Raw genomic sequence first — 19,544 nt, 5'->3', positions numbered from 1 at the left:
ATGCAGAAACTTGTGGTTATCGGGGCAGGCATGGCCTCAGGACGGGTGCTAGAACACCTGTTCGACACAGCGCCAGAGGCATTCGACGTCACTCTGTTCAACGCCGAGCCGCGTGGCAACTACAACCGGATCATGTTGTCGCCTGTTCTGTCGGGGGAAAAGACATTCGAAGAAATCGTCACCCATGACGATGCCTGGTATGCAGACAATAAGGTGACAACGCGGTTTGGCGAAAAAGTCACCAAAATCGATCGCGACCGTAAGGTGGTTGTCGGTGAAAACGGCGAAGTCGCTTATGACAAGCTGATCATCGGCACAGGCTCTGCCCCGTTCATCATCCCGATGCCGGGCCATGATCTTCCGGGTGTCGTGGCCTACCGCGATCTGGAAGACACAAACGCCATGGTCGATGCTTCGTCCAAGCCGGGCGGCAAAGCTGTTGTGATCGGCGGCGGTCTGCTGGGTCTTGAGGCTGCGGCGGGCCTGCGCCTGCGCGGCATGGACGTGACTGTACTGCACATCATGGGTCACCTGATGGAGCGTCAGCTGGACGAAGCTGCGGGTTACCTTCTGAAACAGGATCTGGAAAAGCGCGGCATCAATGTGATGCTGAAGGCGCAGACCAAGTGCATCGAAGGGGATGGCAAGGTCGAACGCGTTCTGCTGGAAGATGGCACTGTGCTTGAGGCAGATATCGTCTGTATGGCGGTCGGTATCCGTCCGGCCGCAACACTGGGTCAGGATGCTGGTCTTGAGATGGGTCGCGCGATCAAGGTCGATGCGCAGATGCGCACCTCGGACCCTGATATTCTGGCGGTCGGTGAATGCGTCGAATTCGACGGCAACCTGTTTGGTCTTGTTGCCCCGCTTTATGATCAGGCCAAGGTTCTGGCTAAAACCCTGTTGGGCGAAGACGACGCGTTCAAAATGCGCGAACTGTCGACCAAGTTGAAAGTCACAGGCTGCGACCTGTTCAGCGCAGGTGATTTCGCCGAGGGCGACGCACGCGAAGACATCGTGTTCCGCGACCCCAAGCGCGGCGTTTACAAACGTCTGGTCATCGAGGACGACAAGCTGGTTGGCGCCGTGATGTACGGCGACACGGCGGATTCGAACTGGTTCTTCGGATTGATCAAAGATGGCTCGGACATATCCGAGATGCGCGACACGATTATCTTTGGTCCGGCATTCCAGGGGGGTGGCGCTGCCGCCGCGGACCCTCTGGCAGCCGTTGCAGCATTGCCGGCTGACGCCGAAATCTGTGGCTGTAACGGCGTTTGCAAAGGCACAATTGTTACCGCCATCGAAGGCGGCGCGACCACGCTGGACGATGTGAAGGCCATCACCAAGGCATCGGCATCCTGCGGGACATGTACCGGTTTGGTGGAACAGGTTCTGGCCGTCACGCTGGGTGACAGCTTTGAGGCGAAGGCCGAAAAGCCGATCTGTAAGTGTACCGATCTGACCCACGAAGACGTGCGCCGTCTGATCAAATCGCAAGAGCTGAAATCGCAGCCTGCGGTCTGGCAGCAACTGGCGTGGAAAACGCCGAACGGCTGTCATGTGTGCCGTCCGGCCATCAACTATTACCTGCTGGCGGACTGGCCGCTGGACTATCAGGACGATTTGCAGTCGCGCTTTGTGAACGAACGCAACCATGCGAACATCCAGAAGGACGGCACCTATTCCGTAATGCCGCGTATGTGGGGCGGGATGACTGACCCCGATGAGCTGATCGCCATCGCGCAAGCGGCGAAAAAGTTCGACGCCGTGGTCAAGGTGACAGGCGGTCAGCGGATCGACCTTTTGGGCATCAAGAAAGAAGACCTGCCAGCGATCTGGTCGGATCTGAACGATGCGGGCATGGTTTCCGGCCACGCCTACACCAAGGGCCTGCGGACGGTGAAAACCTGTGTGGGTTCGGACTGGTGCCGCTTTGGTACGCAGGATTCGACTGGTCTGGGCATCAAGCTTGAAAAACGCCTGTGGGGGTCTTGGACACCGCACAAGGTGAAGCTGGGTGTATCGGGATGTCCGCGCAACTGTGCCGAAGCGACCTGTAAGGACGTGGGTGTGATCTGTGTCGACAGTGGCTATCAGATCGGTGTTGCCGGCGCTGCGGGTATGGATGTGAAAGAAACCGAACGTCTGATCGATGTGGCGACCGAAGAGGAAGCGATCGAATGGACCGTGGCTTTTGTCCAGCTTTATCGCGAGAACGCCAAGTATCTGGACCGCGCCTATAAGTGGGTTGCGAAAGTCGGGCTGGATTGGGTCAAGGAAACGCTGGACGATCCGGCGACCCGTGCCGCACTGATCGAACGTTTTGATATCTCGCAAAACGTCTATCAGCACGACCCGTGGGCCGAACATGTAGAAAACCGTAAGGCGCAATACGCGCCGCTTGCCGACCTGACGACGGAGGCCGCAGAATGAGCTGGACCGATATTGGCGCCCTGACGGACATCCCCCTGCGCGGCGCGCGCATCGTAAAAACCCCTGCGGGCTGCATTGCTGTGTTCCGCACTGACGAAGCCGAAGTCTTTGCGACATCGAACAAATGCGCCCACAAGGGCGGCCCTTTGGCCGAAGGCATCGTACATGGAAAACAGGTGACATGCCCGCTGCATAACTGGGTTTATTCGCTGGAAACCGGCGAAGCCCAAGGTGCGGACGAAGGCAGCATTGCGACCTATCCGGTTAAGATCGAAGACGGTCGTCTGCTGCTTGATACGGATGCGGTTGCCGCGCGGAATGCCGCCTGATGACTGCCGCCACGACGCGATCAACCTGCCCCTACTGCGGGGTGGGTTGTGGTGTTTTGCTAACGCCTGACGGGCAGGGTCGCCTGACCGTCAAAGGGGATCCGGACCATCCGGCGAACTTTGGGCGTTTGTGTTCCAAAGGATCGGCTCTGGCCGAAACGGTGGGTCTGTCGCACCGGTTGATGGCCTCGCGCGTTAACGGGACCGATACCGATTGGGACAGCGCGCTGGATCATGTGGCTACGAGGTTCTCGGAAACGATCGCGGAACACGGGCCGGATTCGGTGGCGTTCTATGTATCGGGCCAGATGCTGAGCGAAGACTATTACGTCGCCAACAAGCTGATGAAGGGTTTCATCGGCTCGGCCAATATCGATACCAATTCGCGTCTGTGTATGTCGTCGACCGTGGCAGGGCACAAACGAGCCTTTGGCACCGACACGGTGCCCGGCACCTATGAGGACCTTGAAAACGCCGATCTGATTGTTCTGACCGGTTCGAACCTTGCTTGGTGTCATCCGGTTCTGTACCAACGCATTCTGGCCGCGCGGAAATCCCGTGGCACCAAACTGGTGGTCATTGATCCCCGTCGCACGGCAAGCTGCGATGGCGCGGATTTGCACCTTGCTTTGCGGGCGGGCAGCGACGTGGCGCTGTTCAATGCCTTGCTGGCGGAAATTGACCGGCGCGGGCTTTTGGACCGCGCTTATATCGACGCCTATGTCAGCGGTGCGGATGACGCGATAGCAGCGGCCAAGGCCAGCGATCCGGCGATCACAGGCCTGTCCGATGGCGATCTGAAGACATTCTTCGATCTCTGGATTGGCACGGAAAAGGTCGTGACCATTTTCAGTCAGGGCGTGAACCAATCTTCGTCCGGCACGGATAAGGTCAATGCGATCCTGAACTGCCATCTTGCCACTGGCCGTATCGGTCGGCTTGGCATGGGACCGTTTTCCGTAACCGGACAACCCAATGCGATGGGCGGGCGCGAGGTGGGGGGGCTGGCCAATATGCTGGCTTGTCACCTTGATCTGGAAAATGCTGACCACCGCGAGGCCGTGCAGGGGTTCTGGGCGTCGCCTGCTATGCCCGATAAGGCCGGTTTGAAAGCGGTCGATATGTTCCGCGCCTTGGGCGAAGGCCGCATTAAGGCGCTGTGGGTGATCCATTCGAACCCTGCCGTGACCCTGCCGGATGCCGACCGTGTGCGCGGTGCTGTTGAAGGCGGCGATTTTGTTGTGGTCAGCGATATCACCGAACGCACCGACACCGCGCGTGGCGCGGATGTGTTGTTGCCTGCGGCGGCATGGGCCGAAAAATCCGGCACGGTCACAAACTCTGATCGTACCGTGTCGCGGCAGCGCGCGGTTCTGGCCGCACCGGGGATTGCCCAGCCCGATTGGTGGATTCTGGCCGAAGTTGCAAAACGCATGGGCTTTGACGGTTTCGATTGGACTAGTCCGGCCGAGATTTTCCGCGAATATGCGACGCTTTCGGGTATCGCCGGGTCATTCGGGCGCGACTTTGATATCTCGGATTTCAAGGACATTTCCGACGCCGACTATGACACGCTGTCGCCATTCCGCTGGCCCCAAAGCGCGGCCAAACAGGGTGGCCGGTTCTTTGCTGACGGTGGTTTCTACCACGCGGATGGCAAGGCCAAGATGCTGGCGCTGACGCCGCGCGATCCTGCGTCTATGCCGGATGAGAAGCGCCCGTTCAGGCTGAACACGGGGCGTCTGCGCGATCAGTGGCACACCATGACGCGGACAGCTCTTAGCCCGCGACTGTCGGCGCATCTGCCCGAACCCTTTGTGGATATGCACCCCAAAGACGCGGATCGACTTGGCCTGAAGCCCGCAGACCTTGTACGCCTGACAAGTCCGCACGGAACCTCGGTCTTGCGGTTGCGGCGCACCACAGATGTGGCGCCGGGGGATCTGTTTGTTCCGATGCACTGGACGGGCGAAACGGCCCCCTCTGCACGGATTGATGCGCTGGTCGCACCTGTGACCGACCCGATTTCGAGGCAACCGGAAAGCAAGGCCAGCACCGTCGCGGCCGAAGCCTTTCCTGCGAAATGGTATGGCTTTGCGATCTCGGCCACGTCGTTTGATCCGGATTGTGCCTATTGGGCGCGCGCGCGGACCGGTCAGGGCTGGCGCGCGGAACTGGCGGGCGACACGATGCCCGATGATTGGGAAGCCTACGCACGTTTGTTGCTGAAACAGCCCGAGACCTCTGCTCAGGTTCTGAAGGATCCGAAACGGGGCACGTTCCGGATTGCGTTCTATCAGGACGAAATCCTGATCGCAGCGCTGTATATCGGCCCTGAACCTGTGGACCTGATGCGTGATTTCCTTGCGGGATTGCCGGGAACGGAAACACTTTGGGCGCTGGCGGGCAAGGCGCGGGGCGATATGCCCGATCCCGGTCCGGTGGTTTGTTCCTGCTTTGCGGTTGGTCGCAACACCATTCTGCGCGAGATCGAGGAAAAGGGCCTGACCACGGTCGAGGAAATTGGCGCCTGCCTGTCAGCGGGCACCAATTGCGGGTCGTGCAAATCTGAATTGGCGGGGCTTCTGGCCTCGGTCGCGGTCAGCGAACCAGCAGAGTGATCAGCAAGACAGCCGCCACACTGGTGGCTGTCAGTGCCCATGTGCGCCAGAAGTTGCGTCCCCCGCGCTGCAACAGCGGCACAAAGTCACCGCCTGCGGCGGCTTCGGCCCGTGCGCTGCGCAGCTCGCCCAGAAATTCGGTCATCACCTGCGGGCGTTCTTTGGGTTCGAAATCAATGGCACGCAGAATTGCGGCGCTTGCGGTTTTCGGCAAATCAGGGCGCGCGTCGGTCAGCGGTTTCGGCACCCAGTCTTTCTGGTTGACGGATAGGCGATTGCCACGTTTTTCGTGATCGAAAGGCACTTTGCCGGTCAGCATTTCAAAGGCGATCACGCCGATTGAAAACAGATCCGACAGGCTGGACGCGGGCTTTCCGGCCAGCACTTCCGGGGCGATGTAGTTCAGCGATCCTTCCGGCAGGTCTTCGTCGGCGCCCGCAAGAAGGCCCTTGAAACCAGCGACCTGAACCGAACCGAAATCGATGATTTTCGCGGTGCCATCCGCAAGGATGATGACGTTCTCAGGTTTCAGATCACGGTGCACCATGCGCAGGCGATGAAACACCCGCACGGCAGAAACGAGCGAAGTAAGGACAGGCAGCACATCGCGCAAACGGGGCGTCGGATGCCGTGTGATCCAATCGCGCAGGGTTTCGCCTTCGACCCATTCGGCAACGAAATAAAGAAAACTTGTGTCTTCATGCGGCAGGATTTTCATCACTTGAGGATGTGAAATCTTGCGCCCGACCCATTGTTCGAGGGTGAAACCTTCGAGGTACTGAAGCGTTTCGGCAAAGTTGCGGGACGGGGCCTTGAGCACATATTCGCCATCGGGTTTATCCGCGCGACGCACCTTGTAGACATGGCTGCGGGTCGAGGCGTGCAGCACTTCGGTGACCTGCCAACCGTCGATCCGGTTGCCCGGCTTCATAACCGGCGGAATGACCAGATCGGTCAAACGGCGATGCGCCTCGGTCACGCTTTCCGAGGGCAGGGATTCAACCGCCATCAGCATGGCAGACACGTTATCGTCACTGCCCGCCGCAAGCGCCGCGTCGCACAGGGCGCGGGCCGCTTTTTCCAGATCGCGTTGCGTTTTCAGGGGCTCTGACAGCTGTTCGAGCAGGGCGTGTTCGGGCAGGGCGCTGTGGACCCCGTCGGACAGCAGGATAAAGACATCCCCTGCGGCCATTTCGTGTTCGGCATAATCCACACTCAGGCGCTGATCGATGCCAAGCGCCCGTGTCAGGACCTCTTTCTCGCCCATGTACATGCTGGTGTGGTCTGTGGTCAGACACTTCAGACGACCGTTCCGCAGCAAAAGACAGCGCGTGTCGCCCACATGCACGATATGCGCCGTGGTCGACTTGGCGATCATAGCGGTAAAGGTTGTGACTTGTCCCTCGGCCTCGTGCGAACCGCTGCGGTTCTGCGCGTAGAAGAAGGTGTTCAGCGCCTGAATAAGACGACCCGAACAATCCGCCACTGTCCAGCTTTCGGGGGCCGAGTAATAGTCCTGCGCGAATTGCATCACCGACGTTTGCGCGGCCTTCCATGAATTGCGACCGGTGCTGATGCCATCGGCAATACAGATCATTGCGCCGCGCGCGTGAAGTTCATAAAGGCTTTCCGGAATGCGGCCCGAGATCGCGTCGTCGTTACGCGGTTTGACACCTGCAGCAGAATAGCCCCCCATCGCGGCCTTGAGCGGATGGGTCGGAAACTGACCTTTGACCAGCGGTTGTTCTGAATTTGCAGGCATCGTCTTCCTCATGATGCACGAAAAGGCGGGACATGCCCGCCTGATCGTTTTGAACCGATTCCGGTCTGATTAGGTCACTTTGATCATGGTGACCGCGCCGTCCTCGTCAACCTCGGCGATCTCGCCCGAGGGTTCTTCAAGGAAGAGCAAGGCGATGAAGCCCAAGACGGCAGTACCGGCGATGACCATGAAGAAAGTCGAGGCGTCCACCACCGAATAGATGATCAGGTAAATCACCGCGCCAACATTGCCGTAGGCACCGGTCATGCCTGCGATCTGGCCTGTCAGAGACCGTTTGATCAGCGGGACCACAGCGAACACGGCGCCTTCACCGGCCTGTACAAAGAACGAACAGGCCATGGCTGCAACAACCGCCAGCCAGATCGGCCATGCCGCATCGACGACGCCCATCAGAGCATAGCCAAGCGCAAGACCCGCGGTCAGGATCAGCAGTGTCTTTTTGCGGCCGAACCGGTCAGAAATCCAACCGCCACCGGGGCGCGACATCAGGTTCATAAAGGCGTAGGCCGAGGCCACCATACCCGCGACAACAGGCGTGAGGTCGAAGGTTTCCAGAAAGAACAGCGGCAGCATGGAGACAACAGCCAGTTCCGAGCCGAAGGTGGCGAAGTACAGGATGTTCAGAATGGCGACCTGCTTGAACTTGTAGCGCTGGAATTCAGGGACATCTTCAGTCAGGACATTGCGGTTGGCACGCACTGCCAGCATCGAGTCATAGAGGTACAGAAGAAGCAGGCCGAAATAGACAACGTTCGTTGTCATGGGTGTGAAGATGTCGACGTTCTTCAGGCGCCATGCCAAAGCACCCAAAGCGATGTACAGCGGCACTTTCATGACCAGCAGGAAGAACAGATCGCCTTTCGACGTGACCTCCATCGCGGTGGCGTTCTTAGGGCGGAAATACTTGGACCCTTTCGGCACGTCCTGAACGCTTGCGTAGTAGATAAAGCCGAACACAAGCGCCATTGCACCGGTCAGACCGATCGCCCAACGCCAGCCGTCTTCACCGCCGAACCAAAGCGCGATGGTGGGCAGGGTGAAGGCCGCTGCCGCCGAACCGAAGTTGCCCCAGCCGCCATAGATGCCTTCTGCGGTGCCCAGTTCGTTGGCGGGGAACCATTCCGAAACCATCCGGATGCCGATCACGAAACCGGCCCCGATGAACCCAAGCGCGAAACGGGCCAGCGCCAGTTGGGTAAAGTTTTCAGCGACAGCAAAGATAAAGCAGGGGATCGACGCCAGAATAAGCAGCGCCGAATAAACGCGACGGGGGCCATACTGGTCGGTCAGCATGCCGATAATGATCCGCGCCGGAATGGTCAGCGCGACGTTCAGGATCAGCAGCGTGGTGATCTGCGGCTTGGTCAGGCCAAGGCTTTCTTTGATCGCACCCAGCATCGGGGCAAGGTTGAACCAGACCACGAAGGTCAGGAAGAAAGCGAACCAAGTGAGGTGAAGGATTTTCATCTTCCCCGAGAACGAGAAGATATTAAAATTGCTCGAGGACATGACGGTCTCCAAAGTCTTCCGTTGCGCCATGCGACGGGTCGATGAGCGATTGGATCGTGTCTTGGTCGAATGCATGCATTTTATACGTAGTGCGGCGAATGGCGGCGTGTTTTTGGGCGTGCGCCTAAAAAGTGGGCGATATGGTGCGAACGGTTTGAATGTTTGGGCATTCTGTAAAATCATCAATTCGGTGATCTCGGGCATTCGCGAATGCTTTGTCTTTTGGGATGGTTGCCCTGTTCCGGCGGTCGGGCTAGGTTTGCCGCCCAAGCCTCAGGGGATCTCGCGTGCTGGACCAGACGCCTAAAAAATCCGACGACATAGCCCAGCAACTTGCTAGTCGCATTGTGCGCTGCGAAGTGTTGCCGGGTGAAAAACTGCGTCAGGATCTGGTCGCCCGCGAATTCGGTGTCAGTCAGGTAACGGTCCGTGAGGCGTTTCTGCGACTGGAAGGTCAGGGCCTTGTGATCAGCTTGCCGCGTCGCGGGACCTGCGTTGCGTCGATGGATCAGAAGACGGCTGAAGAGTTGAAAGTGATGCGCGTGGCGTTAGAGCCTGTCGCGTTGGACCTCTCGGTGCCGAACCTGACACATGAACAGGTGCAAGATATCGAAGACGCGCAAGACGCCTGCGACTTCGCCGAAACGGTCGAGGATTGGGAAGACGCGAACCGACGCTTCCATCTTGCGGTGATCGCCGGATGCGACATGCCGCGATTGGTGGCCGAGATCGCTGAGCTGCAGGTTTTGTATTCGTGGCATTACAATATGCACTACGCAGGCCGCTGGAAAAAACGCGCGGACCGCGACCATGCTGCGATCCTTGCAGCAATCAAGGAAGGCGACGCTGCCACAGCGCGTATCGTGATGCAGCGGCATTTGTCCCGTCTGTCCTGAGACGTAAAGTAAATTAACATAAGATAGATTATCGGATTTATGTGCTATCCGCTCAATCTGCCTCCAGCCCCGCCAAAAGCTTCATATGCCATGCCAATGCGTGGTTCGAACTTAGAACCGGCATATTCAGGTCGAGCATCATTGGTTGCAGGATATCCAGCGTGCGCAGGTTTGTGCAGGACAGGAAAATAGCGTCGCAGCCACCCTCTTGGGCGATATGGAGGGCTGCTTGGGCGATGGAGGCCGGGGTGATACGCGCGACCTGCGCCTCGATCTCTTCTCCGAACGACAGCCTTTGCGACACGGTGATACCGCGTTCGGTGAAGGCATCACATAAGGGGCCAGAGACACTGTCGACATAGGGGGAAACGACCCCGATGCTGCCCACGCCCAAGGCTTTCATCTGTGCCACAGCGGCGGTCAGCGGGTTGGTGACATGCTGCGCTGTGCTGTTTTGACGGACCACGTCTGTCACGCGGTCTTCTCCGATTAACGCCGTGCCCGAGGTGCAGGCATAGCCCACCACCGACAACGGTCCGCCGGACGGCAGAAGCGCCGCAGAGGTCGCAAGATTGCCAGCCATATGCGCAATGCTTTCCGGTGACAGCGTATCGCCGGACTGAACGCGCGACACATAAAGCCGCGCCGTATCGGGCGGGATCATGCGGTGGAACTCTGGTTCCAGTGTTTCATCCACACGCAGCGCGATCAGGCCTAAGGCGGGTAAATCGGGTTCGGATGTTTCGTATGGAACCTTGGTCATGTCCCCTACTCCGCCAATGTCATCAGGGTTTGCGGCGCGCGGGTTGTCAGCAATTCAGGCCCGTCATCGCGCAGTACGATGTTTTCTTCGTGCACAAGAATGCGATCCCCTTCGACCACAGCGCCCGGTTCCAGCGTCAGAACCATTCCGCTGCGCAGTTTGGTGTCATCCAGTGGGGTCAGCGATGGCCATTCGGTCAGCGTGATGCCCAACCCGTGACCAAACCTGCCGCCGCATGGGGTTGCGCCCCTGCTGGTCAGGCCGTTGCTCAGAATGGCCCACAAATCGCGGGCGGTCATGCCCGGACGCAGCTGTTCCAAGGCGTCCTGCGTCGCGTGCCAAAGCGCGTCGTGGCAGCGGGCGGTGGCGGCGTTGGCTGTGCCGATGGCAAAGTTCCGGTCAAAGTCGCAGAAATAGCCGTCTTTCACAGCACCTGTGTCGAGCATCAGAATGTCGCCTTGGGCCAAGGGGGTTGTAGGCGCAGGCGAGATGACGTCGCCATAGCCCCCCTGCCCTGCGCCGCCTGCCACGTAACTGACCCAATCCGCGCCTTCAGCCAGCAACGCGATCTGGAAGTCGCGGAAGATCGCGTCGATGCCTTTGCCTTCCATGGCGAATTCAGGCACGCGGGCAAAGGCGCGGTCGGCAATCTGGCAGATGTCGCGGATTTGGGCGATCTCGGCAGCAGATTTGATCTCGCGCACCCGTTGGATCACGTTGGTGCCGTCGACGAATTGGCGCGGCGCGATGTTGTGCTGCACCGCGTGGTAGTCGGCCAAGGGCATCCGCAGGTGGGTTTCCAACCCCATGGGGGTGGCGATGCGGCCTGTTTCGGGAGTGATCTCGCGCAGGGTGTCTGACAGCAAAGTGACCCCGTCATCGCGCGGGTCCGGCGCGTTCCATGTGCGGATGTCGGGCATCCACGTGCGCCCCATCAGGTCCGCACCGATGGAGGGGATGACGGAAATCGGGTCGCCCTGCGCGGGGACAATGACGAACCACGGGCGTGCGGGGCTTTCCCAGAAGCGAGTCAGAAATCCAGTGGTGTAAAAGATGTCCGCAGCGGATGTGAGCAGCAGAGCGTCGCAGTCTTTCGCGGCCAGTTGTGCCTGCAAGCGCGCGATTCGCTGGCGGTATTCGCTGGCCGGAAAGATCAACGACCTGTCAGACATCCTCGGGACCTTCACTGAGGAACGTCAGCACCCGCGCGTCAGGCGGCAGGTTCAAACCCGCCAATAGCGCTGCAAGCCCTGCACCGCCGGATGGCGTGGTCTCGAACCCATGCACGGCAAGTGTGGGCATCGCGTCTTTGGCTTCGTCTTCGGTGATCAGCGTGAACTGGTCGGCATCACGGGAAAGACCCGCCAACGCGATGACCGAGGGCGTTTTGCAATCCAACCGCCCCATCGATGACACAAGGCCTGTCGTGTCCATCAGTTCGCCCTGCCGGATGCTTTCATAAAGCGCGGGCGCAGCGTCGGGTTCGACAATGATGATCTGTGGGGCATCACCCCATGTCTTGCGGGCGTGGGCGGCAACGGCCCCAGCCAAACCACCGACACCAGCCTGTAGCAGGATATGAGTGGGTGGTTCGGAAATGTCCTGCGCCGCTTCGTCCGCCATTTGAACGTAGCCTTCCATCACGCGCAGTGGCAGTTCGAAATAGCCTTCCCAGCTGCTGTCGGACAGCAGGGTCCAGCCCTTGTCCTCGGCGGCCTTTGCGGCGGCGATCATGCTGGCCTCGTAGTCGTCGCCGTCGATGACGACCTCGGCGCCGAAAGACCTAAGGCGGTCGGCAAAGGCGGCGGGCACGGTTTTGGACAGATAGATCACCGCCTTGGCCCCGAACACGCGGGCCCCTGCGGCGACGGACAGGCCGTGGTTGCCGGCGCTGGCGGTGACAAAGACCTGCCCGTTCAGGGCGGTGGACCAATCGTCAGGCGCGGTAGCAGCCGCTTCGCGGGCAATGGCATGGGCCGCGCCAAGCGCCTTGAAGCTGCCCAATCCCATGCGGCTGCGTTCATCCTTGATCCAGACCTCTGCTACACCAGCCAGTTTCGCCAGTTCAGGACTTTGGCTCAGCGGCGTGGGTTGGTGCGCAGGGCATTGCGCCAACAGGGCGGCCACGTCATCGGCGTTATCAATCGGGTGGATCGCATCGGGCAAAAGTCCCTTGCCGCGCCACGGGTTTTGAATGTGCTGGGGCATGACATACCTGACTGCTGACTTCTGTTTCGCCATTAGGATCAGGCAGTCGCGGTCTGGTAAAGAAAATTCGGGATAATCTGGCGGAAATTCTGATGTGTTCAGAAACTTCCGAATGTGCTGCCCAGAACAAGAACTGCGACCAGCGCGATCAGGGGGCACAGGACAGCCACAACAAAGATATCAAAGTAGGCATGCCTGTGCGTCAGCCCGCAGATCGACAAAAGCGTCACGACCGCCCCGTTATGCGGCAGCGCATCAAGCCCGCCAGTCGCGATCGAGGTGACGCGGTGCAGTAAGGCAGGGTCAATCCCGTGCTGTTGCCCAAGTTCAAGATAAGTCGCGCCAAGTGTGTTTAACGCAATGCTCATCCCGCCCGAGGCCGATCCGGTGATGCCGGCCAGTGCATTGACGGCAAGCGACAGGGAAATCAGCGGGTTTTCAGGGAACAGGTCAAGCAAAGCAAGGCGAACGGTATCAAAGCCAGAAAGCGATGCGATCACTGTTCCAAAGCCCACAAGCGAGGCTGTGCTTGCAATGGGAAGAAGCGCGTTTTGCGCCCCTTCTGACAGCGATTGTTTCAGGGGTTTTAGGCGTTTTGCTTGCAGTAAAATGATGACAAGGCAAGCCGCCGCGAGCGCTACAAGAATGGCCCAAATGCCAGAGACTGACGCGACGGTCGTGGCCCCGTAAGTCGGGGACGCAAGGTAATCGGTGTTGGCCATCGGCAGAACCACATAGACCATCAGCGCGTTGCCCAGCAGCACGACGATGATAGGCAAAAACCCGATGGCCCAGTGCAGGGTCCGGCCGGACGCCGCGCCGCTGGAATGATCGGTTGGCTGGGGGTTTGACGTCAGCTCGGCGACTGATGTGTCGTGTTTGCGGCTTCGCACTTGAAGCCACGCCATGCCGAACCCCAACATGATCACGCTTGCGATCAGTCCCAGCCCGGGAGCGGCGTACAGCGTTGTGTCGAAATAGGGCATCGGGATCGCGTTCTGGATAGCAGGCGATCCTGGCATCGCGGTCATGGTAAAGGTGAACGACCCAAGCGCGATGGCGGCTGGAATGAACCGGTCCGATGTGCCGCTTTCTTTGAACAGTTGGCGCGCGATGGGGTAAACCGCGAAGGCCACAACAAACAACGACACGCCGCCATAAGTCAGCACCGCGCAGGCCAGAACCACCGAATAGATCGCGCGTTTGGGCCCCAGAAATCGCGCTGCGGCTTGGGCGATGGCGGCGGCCGAACCAGAGTCCTCCATCAGCTTTCCAAAGACCGCACCGAACAGGAAGATCGGGAAATAGACGACAAGAAACCCGCCAAGCCCTGACATGAATATCTGGGTATAGGTTCCAAGTGGTGGTCCACTGCTAAACACAGCAGCAAGGATCGCCAGAAGCGGAGCCAGAATAAGGATGCTGTGGCCGCGGTAGGACAGATAAATCAGCAGTCCAAGCGAGGCCGCAATGCCAAATAAGCTCATGTCAAAATGCTATCTCTGGACAGTGCCGGTGTCTAGCGACGGTGCGCCGTCAGAGACAAATTTCGACTTCGCCAGATCCAGCTGTTCCAAGATCGGCTTAAGCTGTTTTTCGCGCTCCGAGATGGATTGCTATAAGATGAAGACTTCTACAACTTGAAAGTGGGACTAGTCCTAATCGGGCAGTTGGGGAAATGAGATAACACCAAGCGAACAAGGTGGGACGCAATGAGCATATATGCAGTGACAATCCCCTATGTGGCGATTTCAGTTTTGTCTTTTGGCGCCATATTGCTGATACGACCGAAATATTTTTATCTGTTTCTTGTCTTGTCAATTTTGGTTCCGAGTCTGCTACCGGCGCTGGCTATATTCGTCGGCGAGAACCGAAATGATCCAAACGCACCTTGGGGCATTTTTGTCGCCGCGCACGCTCTATTTTTGTCGATCATTTTGAACGGCGTAATGTTCGTTGTTCGACGGATAGTCTTAAGAGTGTCCGAAAATTGGAAGGTCGGATGTAATGGGGCTATATGAAGTTGCGATCCTCTATGTGGTGATATCAGCCCGCAGGTATCGGTATTTTGAATAACTCGTCCGAGCGTTAACCATTCTTGCGACCAGGCGGCGGTCTATTGCGTCCATTCCAAGGGGTCGAGCTGCAAGAGCTTGGACAGTTCGGCGTAGACCTCGGGCTCTTCCTTTTTGAAGCGTTCGGGCTTTTCGAAAAAGGTCTCGATCGCGACGGCGAAGAACTCTTGATGGTTTTCCGCGCCGTAAGGGTCCATTGCGGTTTTGCGGCCGCGTTCGGTGTTGGCGACGTGGCGGTCGAATGCATCCAGAATGACGCGTTCCCAGCGGGCAAATGTTTGGTCTTTGCCCAAGATCGGAACGCCGTTGGTGTGGCCTGTCAGATCGTCCAATTGATGGGCAAATTCATGGAAGACCACGTTGTGTCCATCCTTGTCGTTCGCGGCCCCTTGGACAACACAGTCCCATGACAGGATCACCGGCCCCCGTGACCAGCTTTCACCGGATCGGGTCTCGTTCACCTCGGTCACGACATAGCCGTCTTGATAAGCCTGTTTGGCACGGAACGCACCGGGATAGACCATCACGCTGGTCAGGTGGTCGAACCATGCATCGGTGTTCATCACCAGAATGCAGGCTTGGGCAGCGATGGACAGTTCGATCTCTTCGGTGATCTCAAGGCCGTTGTAGCCGTAGAAATCGAATTCGCTCAAGAATAGGTTGATCTTGCCTTCCAGCTTTTGTTGCAGGTGGTCGGGCAAGGTGCGGACCAAGGGCACCTGTTCATGCACAATTGCCCTTTCGTAATCTGTCAGCGGGGTGGCCAGCCAGTCTTTTCGCAACTGCGCTTTGGCCCTGCGTCGGTAGAGCCAGTAACCAAGTCCGAGAATGACAATCGTTAAGACAAGAATGGGCATGCGCGTGGCCGTGTGTAGGGCGATGTACTGCCCTACAACCTATGCATGCAGGGCAGGTTTTACCACCTGCCCTGCCCAGTTTCGCGCGAACCGTTACGCCAAGGCCGCCGCGACGGCCGAGGATAGCGGCGTCGCGGGGCGGCCGATCAGGCGTTCCAGTGTCCCGCTTTCATCCGTCAGCCATCCATTCTGCGCCTGTGCATCGGCGTCGGCGATGACGGTGGCCAAGGCCTCGGGCAGTTGGAAGCTGATCAGGATGTCTTTGTAGGTGGCTTCGGGCAGATCGTTATAGGGGATGTCCTTGCCGGTTTGTTTGGACAGCTCAGCCGCCAGATCGGACAGGGTGAAGGCCGCGCCGCCCAGTTCGTAGACCTGACCTTCGTGCCCCTCACCTGCGGCTACGGCAGCCAATGCTTCGGCGTAATCCTGACGGGTGGCTGGCGTGACTTTTGCGTCACCGGCAGAGCCGATCAGCGCGCCTGCCTCGACGGCGGCGGGCAGTGAACCGGTCCAGTTTTCGGTGTACCAGCCGTTGCGCAGGAAGGTGTAGGGAATGCCGGATGCTTTGATCGCGGCCTCTGTCACCTTATGATCCTGCGCGATGATCATGGGGGAGGCGTCGGCCTTCAGGATCGATGTGTAGATCAGATGTCTCACGCCTGTTTCCTGGGCGGGGTTGATCACGTTCTGATGCTGGCCTGCGCGGTCGTCAAAGTCGCTGGAGGAAATCAGAACCAGACGGTCGATGCCTTGCAGCGCGGCGGTCAGGGTTTCGGGCTTATGGTAATCAGCTTCCCGCGCCTCGATACCCAGATCGGCGACTTTGGACGGGTCGCGCACCAAGGCAACGATATCACCTGCGTCCACGCGGGTTTTCATGTTTTCGATGGTAAGGCGACCCAGTTGGCCGCTGGCCCCTGTGATGGCGATTTTCATGGTTGTTGTCCTTTTGGTGTTTCATTGACAACAGTCCATCTACTGCCTAGCTAACAAAAAGGAAGTACATACAAAAATGTAAGTATGGAAAAAGTCATGGATACGCTGGAAAAAGTTTTCGAACCCGATGTGCTGAGCGCGAATTGCCCGTCTCGGACGCTGTTTAATCACGTCACCAGCCGCTGGGGTGTGTTGGTATTGATTGCGCTGCAGAACGACACGATGCGGTTCAGCGAGTTGCGCCGCAAGATCGAAGGCGTCAGCGAACGGATGTTGTCGCAGACGCTTAAGCTGTTGGAAGAAGACGGATTTGTGGACCGCAAGGCCTTCGACGTTGTGCCGCCGCATGTCGAATACAGCCTGACCCCGTTCGGACAGGAAGTGTCCAAACGGGTCAGGGAATTGGCTGCGTGGATCGAAGGAAACCTTGGCGATATCCTTGCGGCGAAACAGCCCTGAGGGTCAGAGGTTTTTGGTCAGACGGTCGATGGCAACAAGACCGCGCAGCACGCGTTCCAGATCATCGACGGGCACCATGTTCGGGCCGTCGCAGGGCGCTGTGTCTGGCGCTTCGTGCGTTTCCATGAACACAGCCGCCGCACCAACGGCAAGCGCCGCACGGGCCAGAGGTTCAACGAATTCGCGCTGACCGTCGGTTGAGGTGCCTTTGCCGCCGGGCAGCTGTACCGAATGCGTCGCGTCCATCACCACCGGATAGCCCGTCTGCGCCATGATCGGCAGCGACCGCATGTCAGAGACCAGCATATTATAGCCAAACGACGCCCCGCGTTCGCAAAGCATGATGTTTTCGTTGCCTGTGGACGCGATTTTATCGGCCACGTTCGTCATATCCCAAGGGGCAAGGAATTGGCCCTTTTTCACGTTCAACGGCTTGCCCGTTTCGCCCGCAGCCAGCAGCAAATCGGTCTGACGGCACAGGAATGCAGGGATTTGCAGGACGTCCACGGCCTCGGCCACGGTGGCGCATTGGTCGGCGTTGTGGATGTCGGTCAGAACCGGCACGCCGAATTCTTCGCGGATTTTCGACAGGATCGACAGGCCTTCATCCATGCCGACACCGCGTGCGGCGTTCAGCGACGACCGGTTCGCCTTGTCAAAGCTGGATTTATAAATCCAGCGCACGCCAGCGGCATCGGTCGCCTTGGCGATCTTTTCGGCCATCATGCGGGCGTGATCCAGCCCTTCGATCTGGCAGGGCCCTGCGATCAGGGTAAAGGCGGCGTCGTTCGCGACAGTGATATCGCCGATCTTGACGGTTTTCATGACAGTCCTTCCTGCTTCAGAACGGCTTCGATCCGTTCCACATCGATGGGGTTGTTCAGTTCCCAGAACACGCGGCCACGGCCTTCGACCGGCACGCAGGTGATGGGCCAGCCGTTTTCCAGAAAACGCAGCTGTTCCAGACCTTCGGCCTTTTCCAGCGGGCCTTCGGGCCAAGACCCATAAGCGGCCAGCGCCTTGGGGCGGTAGGCGTAAACGCCGACGTGGTGCCAGACCTCGGGCGGATTATCGAGCGATCCGACGTAAGGTAGCACCTCTTTGGAGAAATAGAGCGCTTTGCCATCGGGGCGGATGGCGGCGGTGGTGCCCCCTACCCGACTGTTCAAACGGTCGGTGACAAAGTTGGTCAGCGTTTCCTTGTCACAGCGTAGAACGGGCGTTGCCATCTGCACCTCTTCATCAGCGGCGACGGCGGCCAGCAGGTCTTCGATGAACCAAGCGGGCGTCAAGGGCGCGTCGCCCTGCAGGTTCACAACCACATCGGGCTGTTCATCCAGTTGCGCCAGACCTTCGGCACAGCGTTCGGTGCCATTGCGGGCGTCAGACGAGGTCATCAGCACATCTGCACCAAAGGCCAGCGACGCGTCGCGGATACGGTCGTCATCGGTCAGGACATAGACGGCATCGACACCGTCAACGGCTTTGGCCGCTTCCCATGAGCGTTGGATCAGGCTTTTCTTGACGCCGTCCGCGCCGGTCAGTTCGACCAGCGGTTTGCCGGGATAGCGCGAAGATGCGTAGCGCGCGGGGATAAAGATAACCGATTTCATGCAACACCTGCCCGAAGCGCGTCGTGGATATGGATCAGACCGCACAGGCGGTTGTCCTGATCCACAGCAAAAAGCGCGCTGATTTTTTTGTCATTCATGATGCCCAGTGCTTCGACCAGCAGGACATCGGGTTCAATTGTACTGGGGTTCGGGGTGGCCACGTCGCGGGCCTTACACTCCATCAACCCGTTCAGATTCCGGCGCAAGTCACCGTCGGTGATGATGCCGACCAATTTGCCGTTCTCAACCACAGCCGCAACGCCAAAGCCCTTCTGGCTCATGACGACCAGCGTTTCGCCCATGTCAGTGTCAGGGCTGACGATGGGGAGTTCGTCATCCTTGTGCATCACCGCTGACACCTTCAACAGCTGCGCCCCCAACGTGCCGCCCGGATGGAACACGCGGTAAGCATCACGGTCAAAGCCGCGTGCCTCCATCAGCGCGACCGACAGCGCGTCGCCCAATGCCATGGTCAGTGTGGTTGATGTGGTGGGCGCCATGCCGATGGCGCAGGCCTCGGGCGCATCAGGCAATGGCAAAGTGTAATCCGCCTGCGCGGCCAAAGTGCTTTCCGCGTTCTTGGTGATTGCCACCATCGGGATCGAAAACCGGCGGGTGTGGGCGATGATATCGGCCAGTTCCTTGGTCTCGCCGGAGTTGGAAATCAGGATTACCGCATCGTCACGGGTGACCATGCCCAGATCGCCATGGGATGCCTCGCCCGGATGAACGAACTGTGCGGGCGTGCCGGTCGAGGCCAGGGTCGCGGCGATTTTCGCGCCCACGTGGCCGGATTTGCCCATGCCCGACACGATCACACGGCCCTTCAGGTTCAGGAACAGATCGACGACCGCATCGAACTGGTCCGATAGTTCGGCGATCATACGATCCAGCGCATCGCGTTCGGTTTCCAGAACACGGCGGGCGATTTGGGACGGCGTGGATGTCATTGGCATCATTCCGGTTTGAGTTTTCTGGGTCATATCCCGCCTATTTGCTGCTGTCCAACCCGCCCGTGCGTTGACAGCGATTGTCTGCTACAGCATGACACCCTTTAAA

16 protein-coding genes are annotated in these 19,544 nt (G+C 58.9%); 5 read left to right on the top strand and 11 right to left on the bottom strand.

Translation table 11 applies throughout. The annotated features are described in order from the left end of the window. Genes nirB through AC4FIA_RS11755 form a run of 3 tightly spaced genes read left to right on the top strand, consistent with a single transcriptional unit; the run spans position 1 to position 5,386 of the window. Positions 1 to 2,436: a nitrite reductase large subunit NirB gene (gene nirB / locus AC4FIA_RS11765; RefSeq protein WP_490366006.1), complete on the top strand. Its 2,436-nt coding sequence runs from the start codon at positions 1 to 3 to the stop codon at positions 2,434 to 2,436. After that, complete coding sequence (gene nirD / locus AC4FIA_RS11760; protein ID WP_103911676.1) at positions 2,433 to 2,765, top strand: nitrite reductase small subunit NirD; 333 nt, start codon at positions 2,433 to 2,435, stop codon at positions 2,763 to 2,765. Before nirB ends, nirD begins: the two co-directional genes overlap by 4 nt. Further along, a complete protein-coding gene (locus tag AC4FIA_RS11755) occupies positions 2,765 to 5,386 on the top strand; it encodes a molybdopterin-dependent oxidoreductase (RefSeq protein WP_490366005.1) in 2,622 nt (873 codons plus the stop codon). Before nirD ends, AC4FIA_RS11755 begins: the two co-directional genes overlap by 1 nt. Here the strand turns inward: AC4FIA_RS11755 and AC4FIA_RS11750 are convergent. Beyond that, positions 5,367 to 7,148: a bifunctional protein-serine/threonine kinase/phosphatase gene (locus tag AC4FIA_RS11750; RefSeq protein ID WP_490366004.1), complete on the bottom strand. Its 1,782-nt coding sequence runs from the start codon at positions 7,146 to 7,148 to the stop codon at positions 5,367 to 5,369. The genes AC4FIA_RS11755 and AC4FIA_RS11750 overlap by 20 nt on opposite strands. Before the next feature lie 69 nt (positions 7,149 to 7,217). After that, complete coding sequence (locus AC4FIA_RS11745; RefSeq protein WP_490366003.1) at positions 7,218 to 8,678, bottom strand: NarK family nitrate/nitrite MFS transporter; 1,461 nt, start codon at positions 8,676 to 8,678, stop codon at positions 7,218 to 7,220. Positions 8,679 to 8,965: 287 nt separating this feature from the next. On the opposite strand from AC4FIA_RS11745, the gene AC4FIA_RS11740 reads away from it, so the two are divergent. Continuing rightward, complete coding sequence (locus AC4FIA_RS11740; protein ID WP_490366002.1) at positions 8,966 to 9,574, top strand: GntR family transcriptional regulator; 609 nt, start codon at positions 8,966 to 8,968, stop codon at positions 9,572 to 9,574. A 52-nt stretch (positions 9,575 to 9,626) separates the two neighbouring features. Here the strand turns inward: AC4FIA_RS11740 and AC4FIA_RS11735 are convergent, their stop codons facing one another. The 6 genes from AC4FIA_RS11735 to AC4FIA_RS11710 form a co-directional block, all read right to left on the bottom strand. Then, a complete protein-coding gene (locus tag AC4FIA_RS11735; protein ID WP_490366001.1) occupies positions 9,627 to 10,337 on the bottom strand; it encodes a maleate cis-trans isomerase family protein in 711 nt (236 codons plus the stop codon). Positions 10,338 to 10,342: 5 nt separating this feature from the next. Beyond that, positions 10,343 to 11,509, bottom strand: a complete 1,167-nt coding sequence (locus AC4FIA_RS11730; RefSeq protein ID WP_490366000.1) for a M24 family metallopeptidase — start codon at positions 11,507 to 11,509, stop codon at positions 10,343 to 10,345. Then, positions 11,502 to 12,545, bottom strand: coding sequence for a pyridoxal-phosphate dependent enzyme (locus AC4FIA_RS11725; protein WP_490365999.1), 1,044 nt, complete (start codon positions 12,543 to 12,545; stop codon positions 11,502 to 11,504). Before AC4FIA_RS11725 ends, AC4FIA_RS11730 begins: the two co-directional genes overlap by 8 nt. Positions 12,546 to 12,643: 98 nt before the next feature. After that, positions 12,644 to 14,032 carry a GntP family permease gene (locus AC4FIA_RS11720; RefSeq protein ID WP_490365998.1) on the bottom strand — a complete coding sequence of 463 codons (1,389 nt, stop codon included), beginning with the start codon at positions 14,030 to 14,032 and terminating at the stop codon, positions 12,644 to 12,646. 629 nt (positions 14,033 to 14,661) lie between these two features. Further along, positions 14,662 to 15,477, bottom strand: a complete 816-nt coding sequence (locus AC4FIA_RS11715; protein WP_490365997.1) for a M90 family metallopeptidase — start codon at positions 15,475 to 15,477, stop codon at positions 14,662 to 14,664. 93 nt (positions 15,478 to 15,570) lie between these two features. After that, positions 15,571 to 16,413: an SDR family oxidoreductase gene (locus AC4FIA_RS11710; protein ID WP_490365996.1), complete on the bottom strand. Its 843-nt coding sequence runs from the start codon at positions 16,411 to 16,413 to the stop codon at positions 15,571 to 15,573. A gap of 96 nt (positions 16,414 to 16,509) precedes the next feature. On the opposite strand from AC4FIA_RS11710, the gene AC4FIA_RS11705 reads away from it, so the two are divergent. After that, positions 16,510 to 16,872: a winged helix-turn-helix transcriptional regulator gene (locus AC4FIA_RS11705; protein WP_490365995.1), complete on the top strand. Its 363-nt coding sequence runs from the start codon at positions 16,510 to 16,512 to the stop codon at positions 16,870 to 16,872. A gap of 3 nt (positions 16,873 to 16,875) precedes the next feature. Here the strand turns inward: AC4FIA_RS11705 and kdsA are convergent, their stop codons facing one another. The 3 genes from kdsA to AC4FIA_RS11690 are packed head-to-tail and all read right to left on the bottom strand — an operon-like array spanning position 16,876 to position 19,468. Beyond that, positions 16,876 to 17,697, bottom strand: coding sequence for a 3-deoxy-8-phosphooctulonate synthase (gene kdsA, locus AC4FIA_RS11700; RefSeq protein ID WP_490365994.1), 822 nt, complete (start codon positions 17,695 to 17,697; stop codon positions 16,876 to 16,878). Next, on the bottom strand, positions 17,694 to 18,485 hold the full coding sequence (locus AC4FIA_RS11695; RefSeq protein ID WP_490365993.1) for a 3-deoxy-manno-octulosonate cytidylyltransferase: 792 nt from the start codon (positions 18,483 to 18,485) through the stop codon (positions 17,694 to 17,696). The genes kdsA and AC4FIA_RS11695 overlap by 4 nt, the downstream gene beginning before the upstream one ends. Further along, complete coding sequence (locus AC4FIA_RS11690; protein WP_490365992.1) at positions 18,482 to 19,468, bottom strand: KpsF/GutQ family sugar-phosphate isomerase; 987 nt, start codon at positions 19,466 to 19,468, stop codon at positions 18,482 to 18,484. Before AC4FIA_RS11690 ends, AC4FIA_RS11695 begins: the two co-directional genes overlap by 4 nt. Positions 19,469 to 19,544 lie beyond the last annotated feature (76 nt).

Source organism: Thalassococcus sp. (assembly GCF_982780845.1).
Note: the sequence above shows the minus strand (reverse complement) of the source record. Positions and strands in the feature narration are given on the sequence as shown.

Bases quoted from the DNA above. Each gene is read 5' to 3' on its own strand.
- nirB (WP_490366006.1), top strand. From the start codon at position 1: ATGCAGAAACTTGTGGTTATCGGGGCAGGCATGGCCTCAGGACGGGTG.
- nirD (WP_103911676.1), top strand. From the start codon at position 2,433: ATGAGCTGGACCGATATTGGCGCCCTGACGGACATCCCCCTGCGCGGC.
- AC4FIA_RS11755 (WP_490366005.1), top strand. From the start codon at position 2,765: ATGACTGCCGCCACGACGCGATCAACCTGCCCCTACTGCGGGGTGGGT.
- AC4FIA_RS11750 (WP_490366004.1), bottom strand. From the start codon at position 7,148: ATGCCTGCAAATTCAGAACAACCGCTGGTCAAAGGTCAGTTTCCGACC.
- AC4FIA_RS11745 (WP_490366003.1), bottom strand. From the start codon at position 8,678: ATGTCCTCGAGCAATTTTAATATCTTCTCGTTCTCGGGGAAGATGAAA.
- AC4FIA_RS11735 (WP_490366001.1), bottom strand. From the start codon at position 10,337: ATGACCAAGGTTCCATACGAAACATCCGAACCCGATTTACCCGCCTTA.
- AC4FIA_RS11730 (WP_490366000.1), bottom strand. From the start codon at position 11,509: ATGTCTGACAGGTCGTTGATCTTTCCGGCCAGCGAATACCGCCAGCGA.
- AC4FIA_RS11725 (WP_490365999.1), bottom strand. From the start codon at position 12,545: ATGCCCCAGCACATTCAAAACCCGTGGCGCGGCAAGGGACTTTTGCCC.
- AC4FIA_RS11720 (WP_490365998.1), bottom strand. From the start codon at position 14,032: ATGAGCTTATTTGGCATTGCGGCCTCGCTTGGACTGCTGATTTATCTG.
- AC4FIA_RS11715 (WP_490365997.1), bottom strand. From the start codon at position 15,477: ATGCCCATTCTTGTCTTAACGATTGTCATTCTCGGACTTGGTTACTGG.
- AC4FIA_RS11710 (WP_490365996.1), bottom strand. From the start codon at position 16,413: ATGAAAATCGCCATCACAGGGGCCAGCGGCCAACTGGGTCGCCTTACC.
- AC4FIA_RS11705 (WP_490365995.1), top strand. From the start codon at position 16,510: ATGGATACGCTGGAAAAAGTTTTCGAACCCGATGTGCTGAGCGCGAAT.
- kdsA (WP_490365994.1), bottom strand. From the start codon at position 17,697: ATGAAAACCGTCAAGATCGGCGATATCACTGTCGCGAACGACGCCGCC.
- AC4FIA_RS11695 (WP_490365993.1), bottom strand. From the start codon at position 18,485: ATGAAATCGGTTATCTTTATCCCCGCGCGCTACGCATCTTCGCGCTAT.
- AC4FIA_RS11690 (WP_490365992.1), bottom strand. From the start codon at position 19,468: ATGACCCAGAAAACTCAAACCGGAATGATGCCAATGACATCCACGCCG.